Here is a 24132-nt window from a genome sequence, read left to right on the forward strand (position 1 = left end):
ACGCTCTGCGTGGGAATGCATCCTGTGACGCTCCGCGTCACCTTGCATCCATCGCGGGACGCGGAGCGTCCGGGGCGGCATTCCCACGCAGAGCGTGGGAACGATCAGCGTGGGGTTCATTGCTCCGCTCCCGGAGCGCCCGCCTTGGCCTCTTGCTGAGCCTGACGCCGCTGCAACTGCTCCCGATCAAACCCCTCGATATACACCTGCGCCGCCCGCCCAACCGGCGCCGCCATCGCCGGCCCGGTGGCCCGCCCCTGATTCAAATCCTGCCGCTGCTCCACCATCTGCATCAAATTCAAATTGTTGGCACAGCCCAACGGCAAGGTCGCCTTGAAATCCTCATCCAGCCCAATCTCATCCTTGGCCGGCGGCTGCTGGCACTGGCTCGGCAACCCGTCCGCCTGATATTGCGGTGAGTAATACACCGGCGCCAGATGCGTCTTGCACCCCACCACCAACAGGGGCAAACACATCAACAAACGCGAAACTTTCATGACATGCCCCCTCATCAATTCATGTAAAAACCGAACGCCCCACCACTGCGTGGCCCCGCCGCTGCGGCGGTGGCAGGCTGCGCATCCAGCGGCGTGGCCAGGGTGCGACTGCGTACCGGCTCCACCAGGTACGGCGTGATCAAAATCACCAACTCGGTTTCATTGCGCTGGAAGCGCTTGGAGCGAAACAGGTTGCCCAGAATCGGCAAGTCACCCAGCAACGGCAGCTTCTCGATGTCCTGGCTGCTCTCACGCTGGAACAGCCCGGCAATCGCAAACGTCTGCCCGCTGCCCACTTCCACCCGCGTATCGGCGCGGCGCACGCTGAACGACGGCACATGGAAATTGCCGAAATCCACCGTTCCGCCACTCACCACACTGCTGACCTCCGGACGCACTTGCAGGGCGATCCGGCCGTTGGGCAGCAGCGTCGGGTTGAACAGCAGCGACACGCCGAACGACTTGTATTCGATCCCCACCAGGTCCCGATTCACCGGCACCGGAATCGCCACTTCGCCGCCCGCCAGGAAGCTCGCGGTCTGTCCGGTCATGGCGGTGATATTCGGCTCGGCCAGAATTTGCAGAATCCCGTTGGCCTGCAACGCGTCGAGCATGCCGTCGATATTGGTGTTGCCCGAACCGCTGCCCGCCGCCGCCAAGCCACCCGCGGTCGCCGCTGCCAGCGGCCCACCGGTGATCAGGCCGAAGGAAAACGTGCCGTTGCTGAACATGGCGTTCCAGTTCACGCCGTAGTGCAACAGCTCCGAGCGGGACACTTCAGCGAACCGCACGCGCAAATTGACCTGGGCCGCACCGGCATATTCAGTGGTGTTGACCGCGCTCTGAAAACCCTGGCCCTGGGGGTTGAGCAAGGCATTCAAATCCGTCGCCTCGCCCACGCTGCGCACCGTGCCCTTGGCGATCAAGCGGTTGCCGGCGCCGCTGATCTGCGCGCCATTGCCGGGATGCAATTCCTGCATCGGCGCGGTCACCGCCTGGGTGGCGCTGCTGACGGCCAGGGACAGGCTGGCGAGCTGTTTGCCGTCGCTGCCCAGGGCTATCAGGCTGGTATTGCCCGGGGCCTTGCCGAAGATATAGATCACACCGGGCGACACCACTTGCAGGTCGGCAATCCCCGGTTCGGCCACCAGCACCGACTCCACCGGGGCGACAAAATGCAGGATTCGGCCTTCACCGGAGGCGAGGCTGATGGAGCCTTGGGCCCCATTGGCAATGTCCTGGGCGCTGCACAAAAACGACGCCAACGTCAGCAACAACAGAGAAAAACGAATCATGAGGCAGACGCCAGGGAAGTGACGGAAGCCGCGGCAGGTGCACGGCGGTTGGAGGTATCGGTGAGGCTGATAGTCACCAGCGCTTGCAGGTTGTATTCAGTGGCCAGCTCGCGAAACGACAGCACCGCCAGCTCCAGTTCACCGCGCAGCACCAAGCGGCGCAGGCTGCGGCGCAATTCCGGATGCACCAGCAACACCGCGCTGTTGGCCTCGACGGTTTTGTCGCAGGCCTGGCGCAGTTGGGCGAGCAAGGCGCGGTTGACCTCTTCCGGGATCACTTCGCGGCTGGGCTCCTGGCGACGCAGGGACGCGCGCAGTTGGTCTTCCAAGCCCGGCGCCAATACCAGGGCACCAATCACCCGATTGCGGTCGGCATATTGATGGCTGATCTGCCGCGCCAACGCGGCACGCAGGTGTTCGGCGAGGCGGCCGGCGTCGGTTTCCCGGGCGCCCCACTCCACCATGGCTTCGAGCAAGGCCCGTTGATTGCGGATCGACACGCCCTCTCCCACCAGCAGGCGCAGGGTCTCGGCCACCCGCTGCAACGGCACCAGGCGCAAGGCTTCCTTGACCAGTTCGCCGTAGGTGGCTTCGGTGCGTTCAAGCAGCAGGCGGGTTTCCTGAATGCCAAGGAAGTCCGCGGCATAGCGGCGCAGGCTGCGCTCCAGCACGCCGCGCAGCACCTCATCCGGTAGCAGGAAACCGATGCCGGCGGTGCGCAACGCGTCTTCGTGCTGGCGCTCGATCCAGTGTGCGGCGCGGCCATTGAGGGGCGAATCGGCTTGCAGGGTGGCGATGTCCAGCAGTTGCACGTGCACCGGATCGTCCTGCAACAACAGGCAGTTGATCGGCATCTCGCCTTCGCTGACCGGCACGCCTTCCAGGGACACCCGGAAGCTGCCCGGCGTGGCCTTGGCGTCCATGTGAATGCCCGGCACCGGCATGTCGACGCCGAGGTCGCTGCGAATGTCGTGACACAGCGCTTCGATGCGCTGGCTCAACAGCTGGCGCGGTGCGCTGAGGGCCAAGGCGCTGCCGAGGGTCAGCAGCACCCGCGTGTCGGGGGCCACGCCGTAATCCTGCTCGGCCTGCACTTCCACCACCGGTTCCAGGGTCTCGATCAGCGCCTCGGGTTCCACCTGGTGTTCACGGGTATGACGGCGGTACATCACGAAGGCCGCGCCGCCGAACACCAGCGACAACCCGAGGAACACCCAGGTCGGAAAACCCGGGATCACGCTGACGCCGACCATGATCAATGCGGTCAGACCAAGGGCCCGGTAGCTGGCCCCCAACTGCTTGAGAATCTCGCTGCCGAGGTCACCCGACTCACCGTCGCTGTTGACCCGAGTCACCACGGTGCCCGCCGCTACCGAGATCAGCAGCGCCGGGATCTGTGCGATCAAACCGTCGCCTACGGTCAGCAGCGAATAGGTGTGCACCGCCGCGCCGAAGGTCATGTCGCGCTCGATCATGCCGATCAGCATGCCGCCCAGCAGGTTCACCGCGAGGATCACCAACCCGGCAATCGCATCGCCTTTGACGAACTTCATCGCCCCGTCCATCGCGCCGAACATCTGGCTCTCGCGCTCCAGGCGAGAGCGCCGGCGCCGGGCTTCGGCCTGGTCGATATCGCCGTTGCGCAGGTCGTTGTCGATGCTCATCTGTTTGCCGGGCATCGCGTCCAGGGTGAAGCGCGCCGCCACTTCCGCGACCCGCTCGGCGCCCTTGGTGATCACCACGAACTGCGCCACGGTGATGATCAGGAACACCACCATGCCCACCACCACCTGGCCGGCAATCACGAAGTCGCCGAAGGCCTTGACGATGTGGCCGGCGTCGCCGTGCAGCAGAATCAAGCGCGTGGTGGTGATGGACAGCGACAGGCGAAACAGGGTGCTGAGCAGAATCAGCGGCGGCAGCGCCGAGAATTCCACCGAGTGGCCGATGTAGAAAGCCACGATCAGGATCAGGATGCTCAGGGCGATGTTCAGGCCGATCAGCATGTCCACCAGGTAGGTGGGCAGCGGGATGATCATCATCACAATCGCCATCAGCATGAACGCGACGATGATCACGTCGGTACGCTGGGCGGCCATGCGCGCGATGCCGTTCAGGCGATTGAGCAGGTTCATGGCGCCACTCTCCGTGCAGCCAGGTAGCGTTTGAAGCACTGGCGCGCTTCGTCCTTGCGTTCGCCGTACCACAGCGCCCGGGCGCGTAGCAGCAACAGGCTGGCGGACTCGCCTTCCAGCGCCACCAGGCGGTCCAGGGCCGCGAGTGCGCGGGTAAAGTCGCCGCTGTCGGTAAACGCCAGCACCAGCGAGCGCAGCAGCAGGCCGTCGTCGGGCGCCACGCTCACGGCAATCAGCAACATCACCAGCGCACGCTGGGACTGGCCGTTGCGCCGGTACAGCTCGCCAATGCCCTTGAGCAATTGCACCGCGTCGTCGTTATTCCGGGACATCAGGCCTGGACCTCCGAGCGTTGTTGTTCGAGGGTGCGGCGCATCTCGATTTCCTCGCTGATCAGGTCATGGGCCAGCGCCTTGATCTCCGGCTCGGCGTCGAGGTTCGGCAACAGGTGCTGCATCACGTGATCCAGCAACTCCAGGGACCGTGCACTGCCGAACAGCAGCGAGTCGACGCCGGCGGCGCTGGTGAGTTCTTCCAGGTCACTGCGCAGGGAGCGGCGGGACTGGACCTTGCGGGTTTTCAGCACGGCCTCGAAGGCGGTGGCCTGGCGCGAATTGACCGGGCGGATCGCCTCCACCGGCGCGCTGCGCACATCACTGGGAATCAACGGACGGGGTTCGACTTTCATCCCGGGGCCTTAGCTGAAAAAAGCAGCGTCATAGGGTGAAGGTGAAGCGTTCTTCGCCACGGGCGAGGATCACCTGATTGTTCTCGATGCGTTCCAGTACCCAGTTGTCGGCCAGGGCCGCGCCGGGGTACAGGCGCTTGCCGCTGTCGTTGATCACATAGGGGTGGGTGCCGAACCACACGGCTTGAAAACGCACCCGGGGCCGGGCCGCATCCGCACGCACCGCGACCCGCGGGTTGAGCACGATCTGCTGGCCATAACGCTGGTCGAAGGCTTGTTGCAGGGCGATCCACTGAGGCTTTTGTGCACGCTCGAAGGAGCCGATGGCGTTGAGCTGGCCGTCGATGTCGTTGACCTTCACCGCGTCCAGGTGGGCGGCCTGCAATTGCCCTTCGAACCAGGCCTTGGCCTCGGCCCGGGAAGGCTTGACCACGGCTTTTTCGGCGACCGACTGTACGGCCTGCGCTTGCGGTGGATCGTTGCGAAAGGCCAAGGCACCGGCGCACACAAACAGCAAGGCGCTGGCAATGATCCACGGGGTGAAGGTGCGTGTGGCTACCGGCGGTTTTTCAGGGCTGCCCGGCAGCGCCAGGCTCACACCCGCCGTGCCGATGCGCAGTTGCAGCGGCAGCCGCGCGCGATGGCCGCTGCCTTGGGGGATACGGATATCACCGGCAGTGCCAGTGATCAGGACATCACCGCCAAGGGCTTCGACGGCCACCTGTGCACTTTCAAAACGCAGGCGCAGATGCAGTTCGGCGATTCCGGGATCGCTGAGCTGAAGGTCGGCTGCCAGGGCAGCGCCAAGGGTGTAGACCGGCTGGTCGAGCATCAGGGAACTGCCCTGGTGCAAACCGTGGGTCACGAGCAGGGTCGGCGCGCCGTTCGCGGCGGGCAGGCCCAGGGAAATCAAGGCTGTCATGGTTGGGTTTGCCCCCTTGAGAATCACAGGCAGCAACCACACCTGTGCCGATCAACAACGGTGCAACGGGGTCAGGCAGGTATACGGGCAGCGCCGGCGCCGCCCGTATGGCGAATCAGTTCTGCGGACGCTGTTTGGTGGCGTCGAGCTCTGCTTTTTTCGCGGTGCTGATCTCGGTGATCTTGGCCGACTTCTCGATGGCCATGTTGAAAGTTGCTTCCATCTTCGCGATAGCGTCGTCGGCGCCGCCTGCACTTACTGGTGGAGTAGTAGCCATGTTCAATCTCCTTGCATCGATAGGGAAGTTAAGCAGCATGCAAACCGAACCGAACTCCCCGCGTCAGACAGTGAGTTGGCAATGCAGCTGTCGGTTTGCATGGGAACCATACTACTCACGAATAAAACGCCTTCGCTGTGAAAGCTTGTGAAACGTTCAGGATGGGGGCTGTGAAAAATCCCGCTCAACCTGCCGTTGAGAAAATCTCATCCCCAGGCAGGCGCGGAACTTTTGTTGAAAATCCAATACATGACGAAACCCAATGATTACGGGGTCTTTCGCTTAAAGATGAACGGTTTTGAACAATGTAGAGGCCAATAACGCCTGGGCAAAAACGTTGACTACCCAACGATTCCTGAAAATAACGCAGACAACTTCACACTTTTAACTAATAGCCAATTGCCCAACTTTGCAGATATTGCCATTTGTAACAAAAGCGACTTGATCATCGCGTTTGATAGCTCGGCGCGGGCCTGCTCAATAACACTTCGCAACTTTCGCCCGCCCCAGTTAGTGCACTTGCACTAAATATCGATTGATATAAGACAACTTCCAGGTGATCTATGACTGCGATCCCGAATGGCCTTGATCCTGCCGATAACAAGGGCCCGGATGGCTCCCGGAGCACATTTGAAAAAGCCCTGTTCACGGCGGTCGACCGGCCGGTATTCGACCCCTCGAAAATCCGCGGCCCGTCCATCCCGCTGCCGTACCAGAACGTTCAGGCACCGGTGAACAACAGCATCACCTACACCCCGCTGGGCAGCGACAAACCGGTGACCCTCAAGCAGATCGACAACCCCAGGCTGTTTGAGCAATTGGTCAACCAGTACAACGCACAGCAAAGCGATGCGACCCTTGAGAAGAACCTGGCTGACAGCAAAAGCGCCGGCTACAAGGAGGCCGACGCCAGCACCGTGGCGCCCGGCTTGGGCAACTACAAGGCGATCGGCAGTACCACGGAATTGGGCCCGGGACTGATCCGCTACGAGACCAGTGCCGGCGACAAAATCGTGGTCAGCCAGAAGGAAACACCCGCGCTGTTCGCCCAGGTCAGCGGCGATTCGGCCAAGCTGTTCGCGATCAACGCCAGCCAGGCCGAGGGCTATCGCCTGGCCGGCCCCACCGAAACCATGGACCCCGCCGCGAATATCGGCCCACCCGAAGAAGTCGGCCCGGGTCTGATTCGCTATACCACGGCTTCGGGCGACAAAGTGATCGTGTCCCAGGACATCACTCCCGCGCTGTACGACCAGGTGGCCAAACTGTATGCCGGCAGCACCGGCGCCGCGGGCGCCTCGGACACGTCCTGGATCGACACCTCGTCGTTCGGCGTATCCGGCGCCAAGGACTGGGACACCATCACCGGCAACACCAGCGGCACGCCGACCAAGGAAGAACTGGACCTGAATCGGCCCAAGGCGGCCGCGCAATTGCTCTCGCAAAACTGGGATGCCTGGGGCCTGCACGGTGCGCCGATCGACTTCGCCAACCCGCCCACGACCCTGCCGCCCGAGGCCCAGGCCGTGCTCAAGTACGTCGCCAGCAGCCCGAGCCTGATGGCCGCGCTGGACACAGGCGGGCGTGGCAAGGCCGACAACGTGATCACCCATTCGGACGTCGACCATTTCATCGACAACGCCGGCAAGGACCTCGGCGCTGCGTCGAAATCCTATGGCAGCTTCCTCGGCAGCCACCCCGGCGACCTGGCCAAGGCCAATGCCAAGTCGGCGGCAATCCTGATGGCCAACGAGAGCCTGGCCGCCGGCGCCGGTTCAGCGATGCGCCCCGGTGACGCCAACCAGCGCAGCAACGACGGCATGCTGCGCACCGACAACCTGCAAGCCTTGGGCAGCGATTCGGCGCTGAGTACCGAGCTGACCGGCGCGGCGGCCATGTGGTCCAGACCCGGGATGTTCCATGCCCTGGAAACCGGTGGCGACAACCCGGCCACCGGCAAGTCGGACGGCATCGGCACCCGCGACAACATCGGCGCCTGGCTGGAAAAACAGGCGCCGAAAACCGACAGCGACACCCTGACCTTCCTCGACGGCGCCGCCACCCGTGATGCCGTCGCCGGCGTCGACACCTCGGGCCTGACCGCCGATATCCTGGCCAACCCGCAGAACTACAGCGGCGAGCAAAAAGCCGCAGTGCTGGTGCAACTCACCGACGCGCAAACCCGCCTGCTGGTGAGCGACTACGTGCCCCACGCCGGGCTGATGGACAAGTACACCTCGCCCCATTACGGCCTCAACCCCAACGAAGACAAGATCAAGGCGCAGCTGCAAAGCGGCATCGAAACCCTCTCGGCCGACCCGGATGTGCAAGGCTTCCTGCAAAACAATCGCGGCCCGGCACTGGCCGACATCGTCGACAGCAACCCGACGATGAAAGTCGCGATGCAGAACTACTACACCGACGACATCGAGACCGGCAAAAACCTTAACGACAACCTCAACGCCAAGGACCAGAACGGCAAGCAGATCGACATGGGCATAGGCCTGCAAAACGCGGCCAACGATACGACCATCGCCAACCTGGCGCTGGGGGGCAACGGCCATGTGGACCTGACCGGCATCGCCGCCAAGGCCGGGCAAAGTGACAACATCCAGCAGTACTACAAAAACCAACTGGTGACCGGCAAGGCCTTTACCGACGCGGTGGCCGGCGGCATGGACCCGACCGTGGCCGCCAGCAGCTTCGCCGCCAGCACCGCCTCGGCCCAGGCCTTCCTCGGCGACAAAGCCTCGGCGGATGACGCCGCCACCTTGCAGGTGAATTTCAACGAAGCGCTTGGCGACGCCCTGCTCGGCGGCGCCACCACCGACACCCTGAACATCACCCTGGGGGACGGCAAGGGCAACTTCGACGAAGCCAAGGTCACTGCCGCGATCAACGACGCCCAGCAAAAAGATCCAGAGATGTTTGTCACCTCGGACGGCGGCAAGATCGACCCGGCGCAAGTGGTGTCGATGCTGCGTTCGGTGTGGGACATCGGGCGTCAGGGCGACAAGATTGCGGACGCACTGCCCAAGGCCATCGAAGGCATGAAGTTCGGCGACGTCAGCCCGGCGTTCAAGCAAGGCCTGCTGCACATCGGCAGTGCGGTGTTGATGAGCGGCGTACTGATGGCCCGTTCCGCCAGCGGCAGCAACACGCCGGTGGCGGACGCGAACCGGGTATCCGCCGGGCTGCAATTTGCCGGGCTGTTGATGGAGGGCGGTACCAAATACGCCAAGGAAGCGGGTTACGGCATCACCTGGGTCAACCGCCCGGATGGCGGCACCATCGGTGACTTCCCCGGCAAGGTGCCGGTGGGCAAGGGTCCGCTGAGTCCGCAGCAAATCGCCAACCTCGGTGCGGCCGGCAAGATTATCGGCTCGGCGGGCGGGATTATCGGCGGTGTCATCGGGGTGATTGGCGGTGTCGACTCGTTGAAGAAAGGTGATTACCTGAGCGGCAGTTTCTCGGTGGCCACCGGTGTGCTGGGCACGGGTGCGGCGGTGGCCGGGCTGGTGGAGGCCGGGGCCGGGTTGTACGGTGCGACGGAAATCGGCGCGGTGGCCGGGACCATCAGCGGCATCCTTGGCGGGGCTACGGCGATTCTCGGCGGGATCGGCAGCGCCTTTCTGCCCTTCGCCCTGGCCGATGCTCACGGCAAGGCGCAGGACGCGTTCTACGGCGAGCTTGTGCCGGTGCTCAAACAATATGGTTTGACTGGCGGGCCTACGGAGCCGGGTGATTATCCGGAAGATCCGATCCCGGCGATCAACACCTGACCTTCCCTTGCAGCCTTGCGCGAAGGGAGCCGCGCGGGGTTGTGTTTTTGAACATGCACAAAGGTTAATCACATGACGTATTCACAACGCAGCCCTCTTGAAGACAGCGCTTTTGAAATTCACTTTGGGCCTTATCGACTGCTGCCCAGGCGTCATCTGCTGCTGAAAAACGGTGAGCCGGTGAGTTTGGGGAGTCGAGCCCTGACGTTGCTGATTGCCCTCGCTTCGCGGCCTGGTGAGCTGATGGAGAAGACCCAATTGCTGGACATCGCCTGGCCACGGTTGGTGGTGGAAGAGTGCAACCTGCGGGCGCAGATCAAGGCGATCCGCCGGGCGTTGGGGGATGATGATGCGGTCTATATCGCGACCGCGATGGGCCAGGGGTATCGGTTTTTTGCGCCGACCTGGGTTGAGCGTGGGGCTCGGAAAAAGCCGGTTGTGTTGGGGGTTTATAGTTGTCGGCGTTGTTTGGGGGGGGATTTGGATCGGGGGCATATCCATTATTTGGGTAACGGCTGAAATGGGTTCCGCTCTTACAGCGGCTCACTTTTGAAGAGCGCAAAAGTAAGCAAAACGCTCTTGCCCCACCACTCGGCTCCTCGCTTAGGCTCGGAGTGCCCTCACTCCGGCTTTGGACCGTGGGCCGCCGTCATGGGCCATCCCTGGCCCAGGACGGCTAACCCGGCGTCCTGCCGGGTTACCCACGCTCCAAAGCCTGCGTTCGGCCAGCGTGGTTTAACGGGGCGCCTAAGATCAAGATCAAGATCAAGATCAAAAGCAAGAGCACAGCGGCCTCCCGGCCGGCTTGAGTGTTAAAAGCAAAATCAAAATCTAAAGCGGGCACGGTCCAAATGTGGGAGCGGGCTTGCTCGCGAAGGTAGTTAACGAAGACGCGGGCATTCTGGATGAACGCGGCGCTCTCAGGTTTTTCGCGAGCAAGCCCGCTCCCACAGAAAAGCAGATTTGTTTTCGCTCTGGCTTTTGATCTGGCTTTTAACACTCAAGCCGGCCGGGAGGCCGCTGTGCTTTTGCTTTTGATCTTGATCTGACTGCCCCAATAAGCCCGAGGCCGAACGCAGGTATTGCGGAGCGGGTAAACCGGCAGGACGCCGGTTTAGCCGCGCCGGGCCATGGATGGCCCGTCGCGGCGGCCCGCGGAGCAATGCCGGAGTGAGGGAACACCGAGCCCTAGCGAGGTGCCGACAGGCGGGGCAGAGCGTTTTGGTTACTTTGCCGCTTTTGCAAAGTGACTCGCTGTAAGAGCGAAACCATAGGTGGCCGTTACCTAAATAACGGATATGCCCCCAAAACAAAACCCTCAGCGCACCAAGCTCAAATCCACCCGCCCATCAAGCACCGGCGGACACCAGTAATACCCCCCAGTCAACGGCTTACTAATGCGATACAACCCATCAACAATCCCATCCTCAAGCCCACTCATCCGCCGCAGTTGCGCTTCAAACGCATCAAACGAATGCCCAAACGCCAGGAACATCAACCCCGCCTGACCATTCTCGGCCCAAGGCATCGACCGCCGCACCACAAACGCCTCCGGGGTAAAACTCTCCTGGGCCGTACGCTTGGTGTGCGCCGACTCCGGCGCGTCCTCCAGCTCCTCGTTATCACCATGACGCCGACCAATAATGTGATCCCGCTCCAGAGCCGGCAACGCCGCAAACCCATCCAGATCATGCTGCCACTGCTGGATCGCCGCAAAGCTCGCACCACCCTGCGCCACCGCCGCATCCACCGCCGCATCATCATGCGGATTCTCAGTGCCATCCTCATAGTCGGTCAGGTCAAACCCGGTCTTGTAGCGAAACCCCTCGGTCATCTGCACCAGACCAAACCCCGGCGCCAGGGCCTTCTCGAACGCCCGGCTGCGCAACAGCAGCTCACCACGATCCACACCGTGCAACCAGACCCACAGCGCTTGCTGGGTCGATGGATTCTCCGCCCCCGGCCCGCTCACATGAGGGAACGCCCGCAACCCGTCAATCCGGGCGCCAAGGGCATTGACCAGCGGCTCACCAAAACCGACCACCGCACTGGCGTCCACCAACTGCACCAGCACATCCAGTGCGGCAGGCACGGCATCCAGCGACTCAATGGCAAAAAACAGATGGCGTGCCTGCAACGGCACCGGTGCGGCAAGAATGCCCGGCTGGTACTGACTCATGTGAACTCCTTCAAGAAAGCCGCGCAGTTTACCCGGCGAGCTCACGGTTGTGCTCAAGGTTTTCCAAGGTTCGCGGGTTAATGCGTCTAGCCCTTGCCACACGGGCCGTTGATGGGTGAATCTCTAGTCACGTTTTGCAACCATTCCAGGGGTAGCGACATGACCACCGACAACCTGCTCGCCCAGCTGTTTCCCACTGCCGCCGAGATTCCCGAGCAATTCCGGCTCGCGGCGCCCATTGAACAACGTGATTACCTGGTCGGCGGCCAGTTGCATGTGTGGAACGGCCCCTTGGCCGAAGTACGCAGCCCGGTGCAGTTGCGCGGCACCGACGGTGAGACGCCGGTGATCATCGGCAGCACCCCCTGCTGGACGCCGATACCGCCTTGACCGCCCTCGACGCTGCCGTGGCCGCCTACGACCGTGGCCAGGGCGCGTGGCCGACCATGCGTGTGGTGGATCGCATCCAGCACGTCGAAGCGTTTTTGCGGCGCATGCGTGAACAGCGGGACGCGGTGGTCAAGTTGCTGATGTGGGAGATCGGCAAGAACCTCAAGGACTCGCAGAAAGAGTTCGACCGCACCTGCGACTACATCACCGACACCATCAATGCCCTCAAGGAACTCGACCGCCGCTCCAGCCGCTTCGAGCTGGAACAGGACACCCTCGGGCAAATCCGTCGTGTACCGCTGGGCGTGGCGCTGTGCATGGGCCCCTACAACTACCCGCTGAATGAGACCTTCACCACGCTGATCCCGGCGCTGATCATGGGCAATACCGTGGTGTTCAAGCCGGCCAAGCTCGGCGTGCTGCTGATCCGTCCATTGCTGGAGGCGTTCCGTGACAGCTTCCCGGCCGGCGTGATCAATGTGATCTACGGCAGCGGCCGCGAGACCGTCAGCGCGCTGATGGCCAGCGGCAAGATCGATATCTTTGCGTTTATCGGCACCAACAAGGCCGCCAGTGACTTGAAGAAACTGCACCCGAAACCCCACCGCCTACGCGCGGCGCTGGGCCTGGATGCGAAGAACCCTGGGATCGTGCTGCCGCAGGTCGACCTGGACAATGCGGTCAACGAAGCCGTCACCGGTTCGCTCTCGTTCAACGGCCAGCGTTGCACCGCGTTGAAGATCCTGTTTGTGCATGAAGACGTGGTCGACAGCTTTATCGAGAAATTCAACCGCAAGCTGGCGACCCTCAAGCCTGGCATGCCGTGGGAAGACGGTGTGTCGCTGACGCCGCTGCCCGAGCAGGGCAAGGTCGATTACCTCGGCGGCCTGGTCACCGACGCACTGGCCCATGGCGCCAAGGTGGTGAACGAAAATGGCGGCGCCAGCCGTGGTTCGTTTTTCTACCCGGCGGTGCTGTACCCGGTGAACCCGCAGATGCGTGTGTACCACGAGGAGCAGTTTGGCCCGGTGGTGCCGATCGTGCCTTACCGCGACCTGGAGACGGTGATCGACTACGTACTGGAATCGGACTTCGGCCAGCAACTGAGTATCTTCGGCACCAGCCCGAGGGAAGTCGGGCGCCTGGTGGACGCGTTCGCCAACCAGGTGGGCCGGATCAATATCAATGCCCAGTGCCAGCGCGGGCCGGACAGTTTCCCGTTCAACGGGCGCAAGAACTCGGCCGAGGGCACGCTGTCGGTGCATGATGCGCTGCGGGTGTTTTCGATCCGTACCCTGGTGGCGACCAAGTTCCAGGCGAGCAACAAGGAACTGGTCAGCGATATCCTGCAGGAGCGCACGTCGAGCTTTCTGACCACTGACTATATTTTCTGAGCCCGACACCGATCTAAAAATGTGGGAGCGGGCTTGCTCGCGAAAGCGGTGGTTCAGTCGCCGGATGTATTGACTGACACGCCGCCTTCGCGAGCAAGCCCGCTCCCACATTGGAACTGAGTGAAGCCTGAACAACGAGGTTACCCTGATACCAATGAATCTCCCTCTCTTCGCCCGCCGCTTGCTGCGTCCGTTGCTGGACCCGTATCGGCGCTACCGTCACGCCAAATTGATCCACGCGGTACGGGTTTCCATTGGGTTGCTGGCCACGATCCTGCTGACCACCGGCATCAACCTGCCCCACGGTGAGTGGGCCTCGGTGACGATGTTGATCGTGATCGGCGGTTTGCAGCATCACGGCAATATCGGCAAGAAAGCCGTCGAGCGTGCATACGGCACGTTGATCGGCGCCAGCGTCGGTTTGCTGCTGGTGCTGCAACAGGCGTATCTGGGGCAGCCGCTGTTGACCTATTTGCTGATGTCGGTGGTGTGCGGGTTCTTTTCCTATCACGCCATCGGCAAGGGCGGATACATCGCGTTGCTGTCGGCCATCACCGTATTTATCGTCGCGGGCCATGGCGATAATCCGATATCGGACGGGCTGTGGCGCACGGTCGACATCCTGATCGGCATCGTCCTGGCCCTGGCGTTTTCCTTCGCCCTGCCGCTGTATGCGGTGTATTCCTGGCGCTACAACCTGGCCAGTGCCTTGCGCGATTGCGCGGCAATTTATAGCCGGATCATCAGCGGCCAATCGGTTACCGACGATGAACACCTCAAGCTGCTGAATCGCCTGAACGCCGCGATGCTGCAACTGCGTTCGTTGATGCCGTCGGTGTCCAAGGAAGTGCGGATTTCCATGACCGAGCTGGACACCCTGCAGCGGCATTTGCGGATGTGCATCAGCACCCTGGAGATCCTCGGCAACACCCGGCCCGACCCACGGGACAAGGAAGCCCTGGCGCGTATGCAAGTGGCCTTGAAGGCCGAGCATCGGCAGATCCGGGTGCAGTTGATCGGGATGGCGCGGGCACTGCAATCCGGGGCCACCGACCGGCTGGAACGGCCGAGCAACACGCCAACCCACGAGCAGACCTTTGAAGTGCCGGTGGTCAACGCTCTGGATGGCTACCGGTTACTGACCCTGCAACTGGCGGCGAACATTGATGGCATGCGCCAGCGCCTGGCCAAGAGCGCCAGCCACTGGAAAATCTGATCAGCCCCGGTGCAGCGCCTGTACCAACAGTTGCTGCAACGCCTGTAACCGGGGCTCGGGGCTGTCCTCGGCAAAGCGCAACACATTCGCCACTTCGGGCAGCGGCATCTGCTGCTCGAAAGGGCGATACACTTCCACGCGCTTGTCGAGATGGTCACTGCTGAGCAGGCCGATGCCCAACCCGGCGGCGATGGCCGATACCACACCCTCCACCGACCCACACTCCACCACCACCTGCCAGCGAATGCCCAAGGCGCTCAGGCGCTCCTGGGCCAGTTGCCGGTAAAAACAGCCGGGGCCGAAGGTGATCAGCCGCACGCTTTCGTCAGGCGCTGCCTGCCAGCCGGGCCGGGCGCACCAGTGCACCTGTTCGGTCCACAGCACCTGGTCCCGCGCTTCGATACGCGGGATGAAATCCTGGTGCAGCGCCAGGTCCAGCTCGCGGTCCACCAGGGCCTGGCGAAGTACGTGGCTCTGTTCCACCACAATCCGCACATCCAGTTGGCGGTGTTGCCGGGAAAACTGGCCGAGCAAGTTCGACAGCTCGGCCATCGGCACCTGTTCGGTGGCGCCCAGGCGGATGGAGCCTTGCAACTGCACCGGATTGAAATGCGCCAACGCTGCGTCGTGGGCCTCGATGATGCGCCGGGCGTGGACCAGCAGCTGCGCGCCGTCATCGCTGGCCACCAGGCGCTGGCCCTCGCGCTGGATCAATGGCCGTTCGAGTTGTTTCTCCAGGCGCTTGATCTTCCAGCTGACCGCCGACTGGCTGAGGTTCAGGCGCTCGGCCGCACGGGTGACACTGCCGGTTTCAACCACGGTTTGCAGGGCACGCAGCACATCAATGGGCAGTCGCTGGTTCATGATCAACACCTATGACAAAAACAGGATAGGTAGAGAGTAAGTTGTCATTGGTGTCATGACCAGCCGGGCTTTAGGGTAAAGCCTTCATTCACCGCGAGGATCTGTCATGACTGCCCTGCTTAACGAAACCGCACTGATCAACGGTTGGCGCATCGCCACTGGCCGCCATGGTGAAGGGCTGCCGGTGCTGTTGCTGCACGGCACGCCCGCCCATTCCATCATCTGGCGTAATGTGGTCCCGCACCTGACTGCCGCCGGCATGCAGGTCCATTTGTTCGACCTGTTGGGTTTTGGCGCTTCAGAGCGTCCACTCCAGGCCGATACTTCGGTGGCCGCACAAAGCCGCTTGATCGGCGATCTGCTGGACCACTGGGGGCTTGAGCGGGTGCACCTGGTGGGCCATGACATCGGCGGCGTCAACGCGCTGCTGTTCGCCCTTGACCATCCGCAGCGGGTGCACTCATTGACGATTGCCGACGCACCCAGCTATGACTCGTGGCCATCGCCCACCTGGCGCGGGATTCATCAGCGATTTGCCGAACATGCGCGCATGGCGCCCGACGAACACCGGGCGTTGATGATCCGACAACTGGCCATGGCCGTATTCGACAAGAGCGTGATGCAGGGCGCGCTGCTGGAGGAATACCTGGCGCCGATCAGTGGCGTGATCGGTCAGCCGGCGTTCTACCAGCATCAGGTGGCGCATTACGACTCGCGGTATACCGCCGATTTTGCGGAGCGCCTGCCGGGCATTGATTTGCCGGTGCAGATTTTGTGGGGCGCTGAAGATGAATGGCAGCCGCTGGCGTATGCACATCGCCTGCAAAACGACATTCGTGGGGCTGTGCTGCAGGTGGTGGAAAACGCCGGGCACTTTCTGATGGAGGATGCGCCGGAGCGGGTGAGTGAGTACCTTTTGGACTTTATTGGCCGGGTTCACGGTCAGCGCTGACCGCCATTTGTCGGGTATACACAAGCCAATAGACTTCACACTTTCTCTTACATATTTTTCACGTTTTATTCACATCTGGGAACGTAGTGTGAAGCCTCATCCGTTACAAACGCTGTAGTTAAAAACCCGCCGCCCCAGCGGGTTTTTTTTGCCCGGGATTTGAGTGTTTACACGGTTTCTGGAGAGAGGAGCCGAAGCAAACCGGCTCATTGCGAGCCGGTCTTGAGGGGTCAGCGAGCAACCTTGTTGACAGGCGACGCCGCTTGTTCACGTATCGCGCGCTGGGTATCGAGCACCCGCGCCAGGGCCGTTTCGGCTTCAGGGCTTTGCTGCGGCACACGAATCGCTGCCGACACCAGGGTAATCAGCTTGGCCATGACCTCGGCATCCGTAGCCGGGCGTCCCAGGCTCATGGAGTTCATCAGCAAGCGCAGCTCGGTACCGGCCATCACCCCGGAGATTGCCTTGAGGGCAAATTGCAAGCGAACCCCCAGTTCGTTGCGCGGCAGGTCTGGCAATGCCAGGGCGAACGCTTCAAAAAAGCGTTGGAACACCGGCTGGTAATGCACCTTGAGGTATTCCTGGATAAACGGCGAGGTGTCGCTGTATACCCGTCCCAGGAAACGGATGAAGGAACGCCCTTCCCCACTGGCCGGATCGCTGCGCTCCAGGCCCATGGCCGGGGCGAACAGCACACCCAGCAAGGTGTCGCAGTCCAGCGGGCCATCGGATTCGGCCTCGCACCTTGCCAGCAATTCCAGGCGCTGCTCGTTGAGCGGCTCCAGGCGCTGCATCAGCAGGGTCTTCATCAGGGAATCCTTGTCCCCGAAGTGGTAATTCACCGCAGCGAGATTGACCTGGGCCCTCTCGGTAATCTGCCGCAACAAAACGGCGTCATAGCCGTATTTGATGAAAAGAGCCTCTGTCGCATCCAGCAATCGAGTCTTGGTAACGTTTGGAGCGCTGAGTTTCTTCGCGACCATAGGGGGTGGGGTTCCACTGCGGAAATATTGTTTTAAAAATTAATTTGATTTTTTATACCGGGGCCGCTGCCTGAAAGCAAGTAGTGACACTGCGCCATACTATCCAAACCCAACAGAGCCGGGCTCATTCAGGGTAGCTGATGGACTTTTCAGGCGCCTGAAATGCCTCGTAGAAGAATCGTTTCAAGGGGTAAAACCGCTCTATATCCATGGCTGGCGGAACGGCGGGATCGCGGTTAGTATTCAAACAATATTTTAAAAACAAGAAATAAAACCAGTCCGTGACGTGTACCAGGCAGCCCCTGAACTTGTTACAAGAATTTTCGGGGGAAGCACGGCACTGTCGAGGCTGCAGGCGTAGTCATGATGACAGATATCCCCGCGCACTCAGGCTTCATTTCCCTGCAAGGCATCGGCAAAAGCTATCAGCTGGCCGGCCAGCACCTGTCGATTCTCAATGATGTATGCCTGGCCATCGAAACCGGTGACAGCTGCGGCATCCTCGGCGCATCCGGCTCCGGCAAAAGCACCCTGCTCAATATTCTCGGCCTGCTCGACCTGCCCGACTGCGGCCAGTACCGTTTTGCCGGCCATGACATTTTCAGCGCCAGCCCCGATCAACTGGCGTCGATCCGCAATCAGCAGATCGGTTTCGTCTTTCAAAGCTTCAACCTGCTGCCACGCCTCAGTGCCCTGGACAACGTCGCCCTGCCCCTGAGCTATCGCGGCGTGTCACGCCATGACTCGCTGGAACAGGCAATGCGCATGCTCCACCAGGTGGGCCTGGCCGAGCGCGCCCACCATCGCCCGGCCGACCTTTCCGGCGGCCAACGCCAACGGGTCGCCATCGCCCGCGCGTTAGTCGGCAACCCCTCGGTGATCCTTGCCGACGAGCCCACCGGCAACCTCGACAGCACCACCGCCCAGGAGATCATGGACCTGTTGCTGGCGCTCAACCGCGAGCAGCAGGTGACGCTGATCATCGTCACGCATGACCCGCACATTGCCGAACGCCTGAACCGCCAGATCCTGGTGCGCAATGGCGTGGTGCAAGAGGCCCGGCGCCTATGAGCCTGCGGGTCGAACAAAGCCTGAGCCAATTGCTGCATGAGGCATTTGTCAGCCTGCGCACCCTGGGCAAGCGCTCGATCCTGGCTTTGCTGGGCATCGTCATCGGCAGTTCCTCGGTAGTGGCGCTGATCAATATCGGGCACAACGCCGCCGAAGACGCGGCGATGATTTTCAAGGACATGGGCACTGACACGCTGGTGGCACAGTTCCCGCCCAAGGGCGCCAGCATTGCCCCTATGCCGGCCAGCCTGGACCTGGAGGCGGTGCGCCGCAGCGTGCCCGGCATCGCCCATATTGGCGCGATTTCGATGTTCAGCGGCCCGGTGGTGTTCCATGGCCGCACCTTCAATGGCAGCTTTGTCGGCAGTACGCCAGACCTCAAGGACGCCATGCGCCTGTCGGTGCGCGAGGGGCGTTTCCTGTCGACCTTCGACGCGGGGGAAACCTACGCGGTCGTCGGCGAACAGGTCGTCCAGGCCCTGAGTGCTCCCGGCGACCCGCTGCAACTGGGGGACCGGGTGCGCATCAATGACTACCTGTACCTGGTGGTGGGCATTCTTCAAAACCAGCCCCGGGCCATGCTGATCCCTGTACAGGCCAACGAATCGCTGTTCGTCCCAGCCCCGGGCATGCGCCGGATCTACTTCAGCCCGCAAATCGGCAATGTGGTAATCCGCGCCACTCCCGGCCAGGACATGGAGCGTGTCGCCCGGGATGCAGCCGTGGCGTTGCGAACCCAGCTCACCGACCACGATGTCGACATCCAGGTGCCCCAGCAAATGATCGACGGCATGACCCGCCAAAGCCGTACCTTCGCTTATCTGCTGCTGGCCCTGGGCGCGATTTCCCTGGTGGGCGGCGGCGTGGGGGTGATGAACGTGATGCTGATGAACGTCTCGGAGCGGCGTCGGGAAATCGGGATCCGCATGGCACTCGGTGCGCGCCAGCGGGACATTCGCAACCTGTTCCTGCTGGAGGCCGTCACCCTGACCGCTGTCGGCGCGTTATGCGGCGCGGTCGTGGGCATGACTGCCGCCTATCTGTATGCCTGGATGTCCGGCTGGCAGTTTTCCCTGGCGGTTGCCGCGCTGCCGCTCGGGGTCGGTAGCACCTTGCTGGTGGGGCTGTTTTTCGGGATCTATCCGGCCGTGTCGGCCTCGCGTCTGCAGCCGGTGGAGGCCCTGCGCGATGAATAAACGGCTGCTGTTGTTGACCGCCCTGGTGAGCCTGCACAGCGTGGCCGCCGACGTGGTGATTCGCCCGTCGGCGCCCAGCACCACCCGCAGCGGCTATGACCGCGGCGTGTCGTTGAATGCCCAGTCCACCACCCTGACCCTGGGCGACGCGGTGTACCTGGGCCTGCGCAACAACCCGGCGATTCGCAGCGCGTACCTGCAACGGGTGGCGCAGAAATTCGACCTGCGGGTGGCCGAAGACACGTTCAACCCCAAGCTGACCCTGAACAGCTACTACCGCGCCACCAAGGGCACCGACGACAGCGCCCGCAACGCCAACCTGGCGCCCAATGCCACCTTGCTCGGTGAGTACGGCACACGCCTGAGCATGAACTGGACCCAGCAACTGAACAACGCCGATCGCGCCGGGCGTTACCGCAGCGACGGCCTCGACCTGTCAGTGATCCAGCCTCTGATGCGCGGTGCCGGCTGGGACGCCACCACCGCCCCGCTGCGCCTGTCCCGCCTGTCGGAGCAGGCCAACCGCCTGAACCTCAAGGCCAACGTGGCGCAGACCATCAGCAACATCATCGCCACCTACCGCGAATTGCTGCGGGCCCAGGAACAGCTGACCATCGTGCAGGATGCCCTCAAGCGCTCCGGCACCTTGCTGGAAGTGAACAAGGCGCTGATCAGTGCCGGACGCATGGCCGAGTTCGAGATCGTGCAGACCGAAGCCGATATCGCCACCCAGCAACTGGGGGTGGAAGAAGCCCAGAACCAACTGGACACCAGCCGCCTGGCCCTGCTGCGCCTGCTGGCCCTTGACCTGTCGACGCCGATCCGCGCCACCGAGGCCCTGGAAGCCAAACCCATGGACATCGATAAACGCCAGGCCTTCATCCTGGCGCAGAACCAGCAGCCGGAATACCTCGCCACCCTGCTCGGCAGCCAGCAGGCCGACCTCAACCTGGTGATCGCCAAGGACTCCGGTCGCTGGCAGGTGGACCTGGTGGCCGGCGCCAACCAGATTCGGGCCGCCACCGACAACGACAACGGCTCTTCGAATAACCGGCGCTGGGACAGTTACGCCGGCGTGCAGGTGCAGATTCCCATCGGGGATATCAGCACCCGCCAGGCCGAGGTGCACGCGCGGGTCGATGTGGAAAACCAGGAGATCATCATCGCCGACGCCCGCCAGCAACTGGAGCGCAGCGTCAACGATGTGGTGCGCGACCTGGGCACCCGCTGGCGCCAGTATGAAATTTCCCAGCGGGCGGTGGAGCTGTCCAGGCGCAAGATCGAAATCGAGCGGGAAAAACTCAGCGCCGGGCGCTCCACGAACTTCCAGGTATTGAGTTTCGAAACCGACCTGCGCAACGCCGAGAACTCACGGCTCAATGCGCTGATTGCCTATTTGAACGCCCAGACTCAGCTCGACTTGACCCTGGGCATGACGCTGGAAAGCTGGGAAATCGCCCTCAATGACTACTAATCAGAAGCGCCTGTTGGGTGCCGTGTTGATTGTGCTGGTGGCCGCTGTCGGCATCACGCTGCTCAGCCGTCAAAGCCCGGCCGCCAATCAACCCGGCAACGCCGAACAATGGCTGGAGGTGAAGGTCGACCCACTGGTGCATCAGATCGGCCTGGTGGGCAAGATCGAGCCTGACACCACCTTCACCCTCACCGCGCCGTTCGACGGCAACGTGCAGGCCAACCTGGTGGAACAGGGCCAACGGGTGGAGGCCGGCCAGGTGCTGCTGCGCATGGACCCGGCCACCCTCGAAGTGCAACTGCGCGACGCCCTCTCCGCCCAGCTCAAGGCCCGGCGCACCGTGCAGGAAATGCAGGACTGGGACAGCGGCCAGCAAGTCGGTCGCGCCCGGCGCGGCCTGCGCACCGCCGAAATGACCGCCAGCAATACCCAGCGCAAACTCACCGAAAGCGAAAACCTGTTCAAGCGCGGCATCATCCCGCGCAACGAACTCGACGACCTGAAGCAACAGGCCACCCAGCAACAACTCGACCTGATAGCGGCCCGCAGCGAACTGCAACAGGCGATTGAACAAGGCAAGGGCGAATACCGGCAGATCGCCGATATGGAGCTGACTAATGCCACGGTGAAATATGAAGCACTGCGCACCTTGCTTGATGGCAAGGAGGTCAAGGCACCGTTCTCCGGCATCGTAGTGCCGGCGCCGGGCAGTAACTCATCGGCCCAGGGCGGCGGGAACACTAACGCGCCGGTGCAGGCCGGGAGCAAGGTCAGCCAGGGTCAGGTGCTGTTTGGACTGGCGAATATCGAGAAGCTGAAAATCGTCGCCAAGGTCTCGGAGCTGGATATCAACCAGTTGCACCAGGGGCAGGCGGTGGAGGTGCTGGGCGACGGGTTTGACGGGGAACGGCTGACGGGGTCGGTCAGCGTGGTCAGTGGCTTGGCGATTGCCAGCGACAGCCAGGGCAGCGCGCAATTTCCGGTCACCCTGTCGATTCCCAAGCTGACCCCGCAACAGTTGCAACGGGTAAGGTTGGGGATGAGTGCGCGGTTGACCATCGTGACCTACAACAATGACCAGGCGATTGTCGTACCGGCCCAGGCAATCAGTCGCGGGGACGGTGTGATGACGGTGGAATATCGGGCCGCGATGGACAAGCCAGTGGAGCGGGTGACCGTGACAACCGGGCAGTCGACGGCGCAGGGGGTGGAGGTGTTTGGGTTGAAGCCGGGGTTTGTGAAGGTCGGTTCCTGAATCGGCCCAAAGGCGAATGAAGATCAAAATGTGGGAGCGGGCTTGCTCGCGAATACGGAGTGTCCGTCAACCTATCAGTCGACTGATCCACCGCCTTCGCGAGCAAGCCCGCTCCCACATTATTAGATGCGTGCCAACCTTGCGGCGAGTGCCTTGGCCTGAATCGCCACATCCGTCACTGCGGTACTTTCCCACCACATCCCGCGCAACGGTGGGCCCATGGCAAACAGTCGCGGGCTCACCTGCCCGTTGGCATCCAGCACCGCCCCCGACACATCCGCCGCAATCCCCAACGCCAGCGGCCCGGGCTGAATCAACCCACGCTTGAGCAGTTGCCGGGGCAACGGCCGGGCCACGCGCCGCCAGTCGTATTCAATCCCGCTGGAGTTGATCAACGCAGCCCCCGACACCTGAACGATGGCCTGTTCGCCACGAGGACGCAGGCGAATCGTGACATCACCCTGCGACGGCACCAGCCCCTTGTACGAAGCTGCCCGAATCCGCAACCGCCCTTCCCCGTGCAACCGCGCCACCAACTCGGCACTCAAGGGCGGCGAGCGGTGGTGATGGCTTTCCCACCAGGGCCGAATATGCCGCACGAACTGGCGTTTCTCGGCCTCGCTGGCCTGGCTCCACAAACGCCCGATATGGGCGCGCACGGTGTCCAGCGGCGCTTGCCAGTCGATTCCCTGCTCCAGCGCCAGCTTGCATTGGCGGCGTACTTCCCGCAGCAATTGCCGAGGACTGCGCAGGCTGTGGTCTTCCCCCAGAAAGTCGACCCAGGCCGGTGGCTGCCGGCGCACGTGGGGCAGCAGGCCGTGGCGCGAAAAAATCTCGATGGGCCCGCGATGACCGGCCTGTTCCAGGGACACCACGGCGTCCACCATGGTCAGCCCGGAACCAATGATCAGCACCGTGGCTTGCGGGTCCAGTTGGGTCATGGCCTGCACATCCCACGGGTCGACCGCTGCCGCATTCAAGCCGCTGGATTCGGTCTGTGGTGTACGCGCTGCCGGGAACATGCCGGTGGCTAATACGGCAAACGTACCGCGCAGTTGCTGGCCGTCGCTCAAGGTCAACAGCGTGGAATGTTCGTCCACCTCAAGGTCTACCACTTCGGCGCGGACATGCTCGACGGTCGACGCCGATAACGCCTTGGCCTCCGCCAGCCGTTGTTGCGCGTACAAGCCAAAAATCCCACGGGGCGGGAACAGTTCACTGATGGGCACGTGCTGTTGATCCGACTCGGGCCAACCGCCGTCGGCGATGTAGGCGGTCAGCCACTGGGTCAGGTCATCGGCATTGTCCGGGTCGACGCTCATGCGGGCGGCGTTGCCGTTCAAGGTGTGCCCAAGCTCTACCGCACTGTAGGCCTCGCCGCGCCCCAGTTCCTGGCGCGGCTCGATCACCAGAATCTGCCGCTTGCCCGGCAGGCGCAGCAACTGCACCGCCAGCATCGTCCCGCTCAGGCCGCCGCCGACAATCAGCACATCGGCGTTGCGAATGGCGCTCGTCGCCTGTCCGCGTTCGGTTTCACTCATGAAATTGCGCCCTTACTGTCT

At 62.5% G+C, this 24132-nt stretch carries 19 protein-coding genes and 1 pseudogene; 9 read left to right on the forward strand and 11 right to left on the reverse strand.

Features of this window, described 5'->3' with window-relative positions; all coding sequences use genetic code 11:
* Positions 1-116: 116 nt before the first annotated feature.
* From NVB75_RS08440 to NVB75_RS08470, 7 genes are all read right to left on the reverse strand, one after another.
* Entirely contained in the window at positions 117-497 is a 381-nt protein-coding gene (locus NVB75_RS08440; RefSeq protein WP_076014152.1) for a hypothetical protein, read from the reverse strand.
* Positions 498-511: 14 nt separating this feature from the next.
* On the reverse strand, positions 512-1792 hold the full coding sequence (locus NVB75_RS08445; RefSeq protein WP_076014153.1) for a type II and III secretion system protein family protein: 1281 nt from the start codon (positions 1790-1792) through the stop codon (positions 512-514).
* Entirely contained in the window at positions 1789-3927 is a 2139-nt protein-coding gene (gene sctV / locus NVB75_RS08450; protein WP_258346815.1) for a type III secretion system export apparatus subunit SctV, read from the reverse strand. Before sctV ends, NVB75_RS08445 begins: the two co-directional genes overlap by 4 nt.
* Entirely contained in the window at positions 3924-4259 is a 336-nt protein-coding gene (locus NVB75_RS08455) for a lipopolysaccharide assembly protein LapB (protein ID WP_017477037.1), read from the reverse strand. The genes sctV and NVB75_RS08455 overlap by 4 nt, the downstream gene beginning before the upstream one ends.
* A complete protein-coding gene (locus tag NVB75_RS08460; protein WP_218264571.1) occupies positions 4259-4615 on the reverse strand; it encodes a hypothetical protein in 357 nt (118 codons plus the stop codon). Before NVB75_RS08460 ends, NVB75_RS08455 begins: the two co-directional genes overlap by 1 nt.
* A 28-nt stretch (positions 4616-4643) precedes the next feature.
* Complete coding sequence (locus NVB75_RS08465) at positions 4644-5537, reverse strand: FHA domain-containing protein (RefSeq protein WP_258346816.1); 894 nt, start codon at positions 5535-5537, stop codon at positions 4644-4646.
* Positions 5538-5652: 115 nt separating this feature from the next.
* Entirely contained in the window at positions 5653-5814 is a 162-nt protein-coding gene (locus NVB75_RS08470; protein WP_003207273.1) for a hypothetical protein, read from the reverse strand.
* Between the two features lie 563 nt (positions 5815-6377).
* Here NVB75_RS08470 and NVB75_RS08475 point away from each other — a divergent pair.
* Positions 6378-9596 (forward strand): type III effector HrpK domain-containing protein, encoded by a 3219-nt coding sequence (locus tag NVB75_RS08475; RefSeq protein ID WP_258346817.1) that lies wholly within the window; start codon positions 6378-6380, stop codon positions 9594-9596.
* Between the two features lie 72 nt (positions 9597-9668).
* Positions 9669-10115 carry a winged helix-turn-helix domain-containing protein gene (locus NVB75_RS08480; RefSeq protein WP_258346818.1) on the forward strand — a complete coding sequence of 149 codons (447 nt, stop codon included), beginning with the start codon at positions 9669-9671 and terminating at the stop codon, positions 10113-10115.
* Between the two features lie 799 nt (positions 10116-10914).
* On the opposite strand, the gene NVB75_RS08485 is transcribed toward NVB75_RS08480, so the two are convergent.
* Positions 10915-11775 (reverse strand): Dyp-type peroxidase, encoded by an 861-nt coding sequence (locus NVB75_RS08485; RefSeq protein ID WP_258346819.1) that lies wholly within the window; start codon positions 11773-11775, stop codon positions 10915-10917.
* A gap of 159 nt (positions 11776-11934) precedes the next feature.
* Here NVB75_RS08485 and NVB75_RS08490 point away from each other — a divergent pair.
* A pseudogene (locus NVB75_RS08490) lies at positions 11935-13559 on the forward strand (NADP-dependent glyceraldehyde-3-phosphate dehydrogenase).
* Positions 13560-13713: 154 nt separating this feature from the next.
* Positions 13714-14775: an FUSC family protein gene (locus NVB75_RS08495; RefSeq protein WP_063028737.1), complete on the forward strand. Its 1062-nt coding sequence runs from the start codon at positions 13714-13716 to the stop codon at positions 14773-14775.
* On the opposite strand, the gene NVB75_RS08500 is transcribed toward NVB75_RS08495, so the two are convergent.
* Positions 14776-15639 carry a LysR family transcriptional regulator gene (locus NVB75_RS08500; RefSeq protein WP_258346820.1) on the reverse strand — a complete coding sequence of 288 codons (864 nt, stop codon included), beginning with the start codon at positions 15637-15639 and terminating at the stop codon, positions 14776-14778.
* A gap of 106 nt (positions 15640-15745) precedes the next feature.
* Between NVB75_RS08500 and NVB75_RS08505 the strand changes: the two genes are divergently transcribed.
* Positions 15746-16591 (forward strand): alpha/beta fold hydrolase, encoded by an 846-nt coding sequence (locus NVB75_RS08505; protein WP_258346821.1) that lies wholly within the window; start codon positions 15746-15748, stop codon positions 16589-16591.
* A gap of 230 nt (positions 16592-16821) precedes the next feature.
* Here the strand turns inward: NVB75_RS08505 and NVB75_RS08510 are convergent, their stop codons facing one another.
* Entirely contained in the window at positions 16822-17574 is a 753-nt protein-coding gene (locus NVB75_RS08510) for a TetR/AcrR family transcriptional regulator (protein WP_003211721.1), read from the reverse strand.
* 363 nt (positions 17575-17937) lie between these two features.
* Here NVB75_RS08510 and NVB75_RS08515 point away from each other — a divergent pair, with 363 nt between their 5' ends.
* Genes NVB75_RS08515 through NVB75_RS08530 form a run of 4 tightly spaced genes read left to right on the forward strand, consistent with a single transcriptional unit; the run spans position 17938 to position 22570 of the window.
* A complete protein-coding gene (locus NVB75_RS08515; protein ID WP_258346822.1) occupies positions 17938-18645 on the forward strand; it encodes an ABC transporter ATP-binding protein in 708 nt (235 codons plus the stop codon).
* Positions 18642-19841 carry an ABC transporter permease gene (locus NVB75_RS08520; protein ID WP_218264236.1) on the forward strand — a complete coding sequence of 400 codons (1200 nt, stop codon included), beginning with the start codon at positions 18642-18644 and terminating at the stop codon, positions 19839-19841. Before NVB75_RS08515 ends, NVB75_RS08520 begins: the two co-directional genes overlap by 4 nt.
* Complete coding sequence (locus NVB75_RS08525; RefSeq protein WP_063028725.1) at positions 19834-21315, forward strand: TolC family protein; 1482 nt, start codon at positions 19834-19836, stop codon at positions 21313-21315. The genes NVB75_RS08520 and NVB75_RS08525 overlap by 8 nt, the downstream gene beginning before the upstream one ends.
* A complete protein-coding gene (locus NVB75_RS08530; protein WP_258346823.1) occupies positions 21305-22570 on the forward strand; it encodes an efflux RND transporter periplasmic adaptor subunit in 1266 nt (421 codons plus the stop codon). Before NVB75_RS08525 ends, NVB75_RS08530 begins: the two co-directional genes overlap by 11 nt.
* A gap of 122 nt (positions 22571-22692) precedes the next feature.
* On the opposite strand, the gene NVB75_RS08535 is transcribed toward NVB75_RS08530, so the two are convergent.
* Complete coding sequence (locus NVB75_RS08535; protein WP_258346824.1) at positions 22693-24111, reverse strand: FAD/NAD(P)-binding protein; 1419 nt, start codon at positions 24109-24111, stop codon at positions 22693-22695.
* Between the last annotated feature and the right edge of the window lie 21 nt (positions 24112-24132).

Origin of the sequence: Pseudomonas sp. CBS, from assembly GCF_024734645.1 — a bacterium.
In the GTDB taxonomy this organism is placed as follows: domain Bacteria; phylum Pseudomonadota; class Gammaproteobacteria; order Pseudomonadales; family Pseudomonadaceae; genus Aquipseudomonas.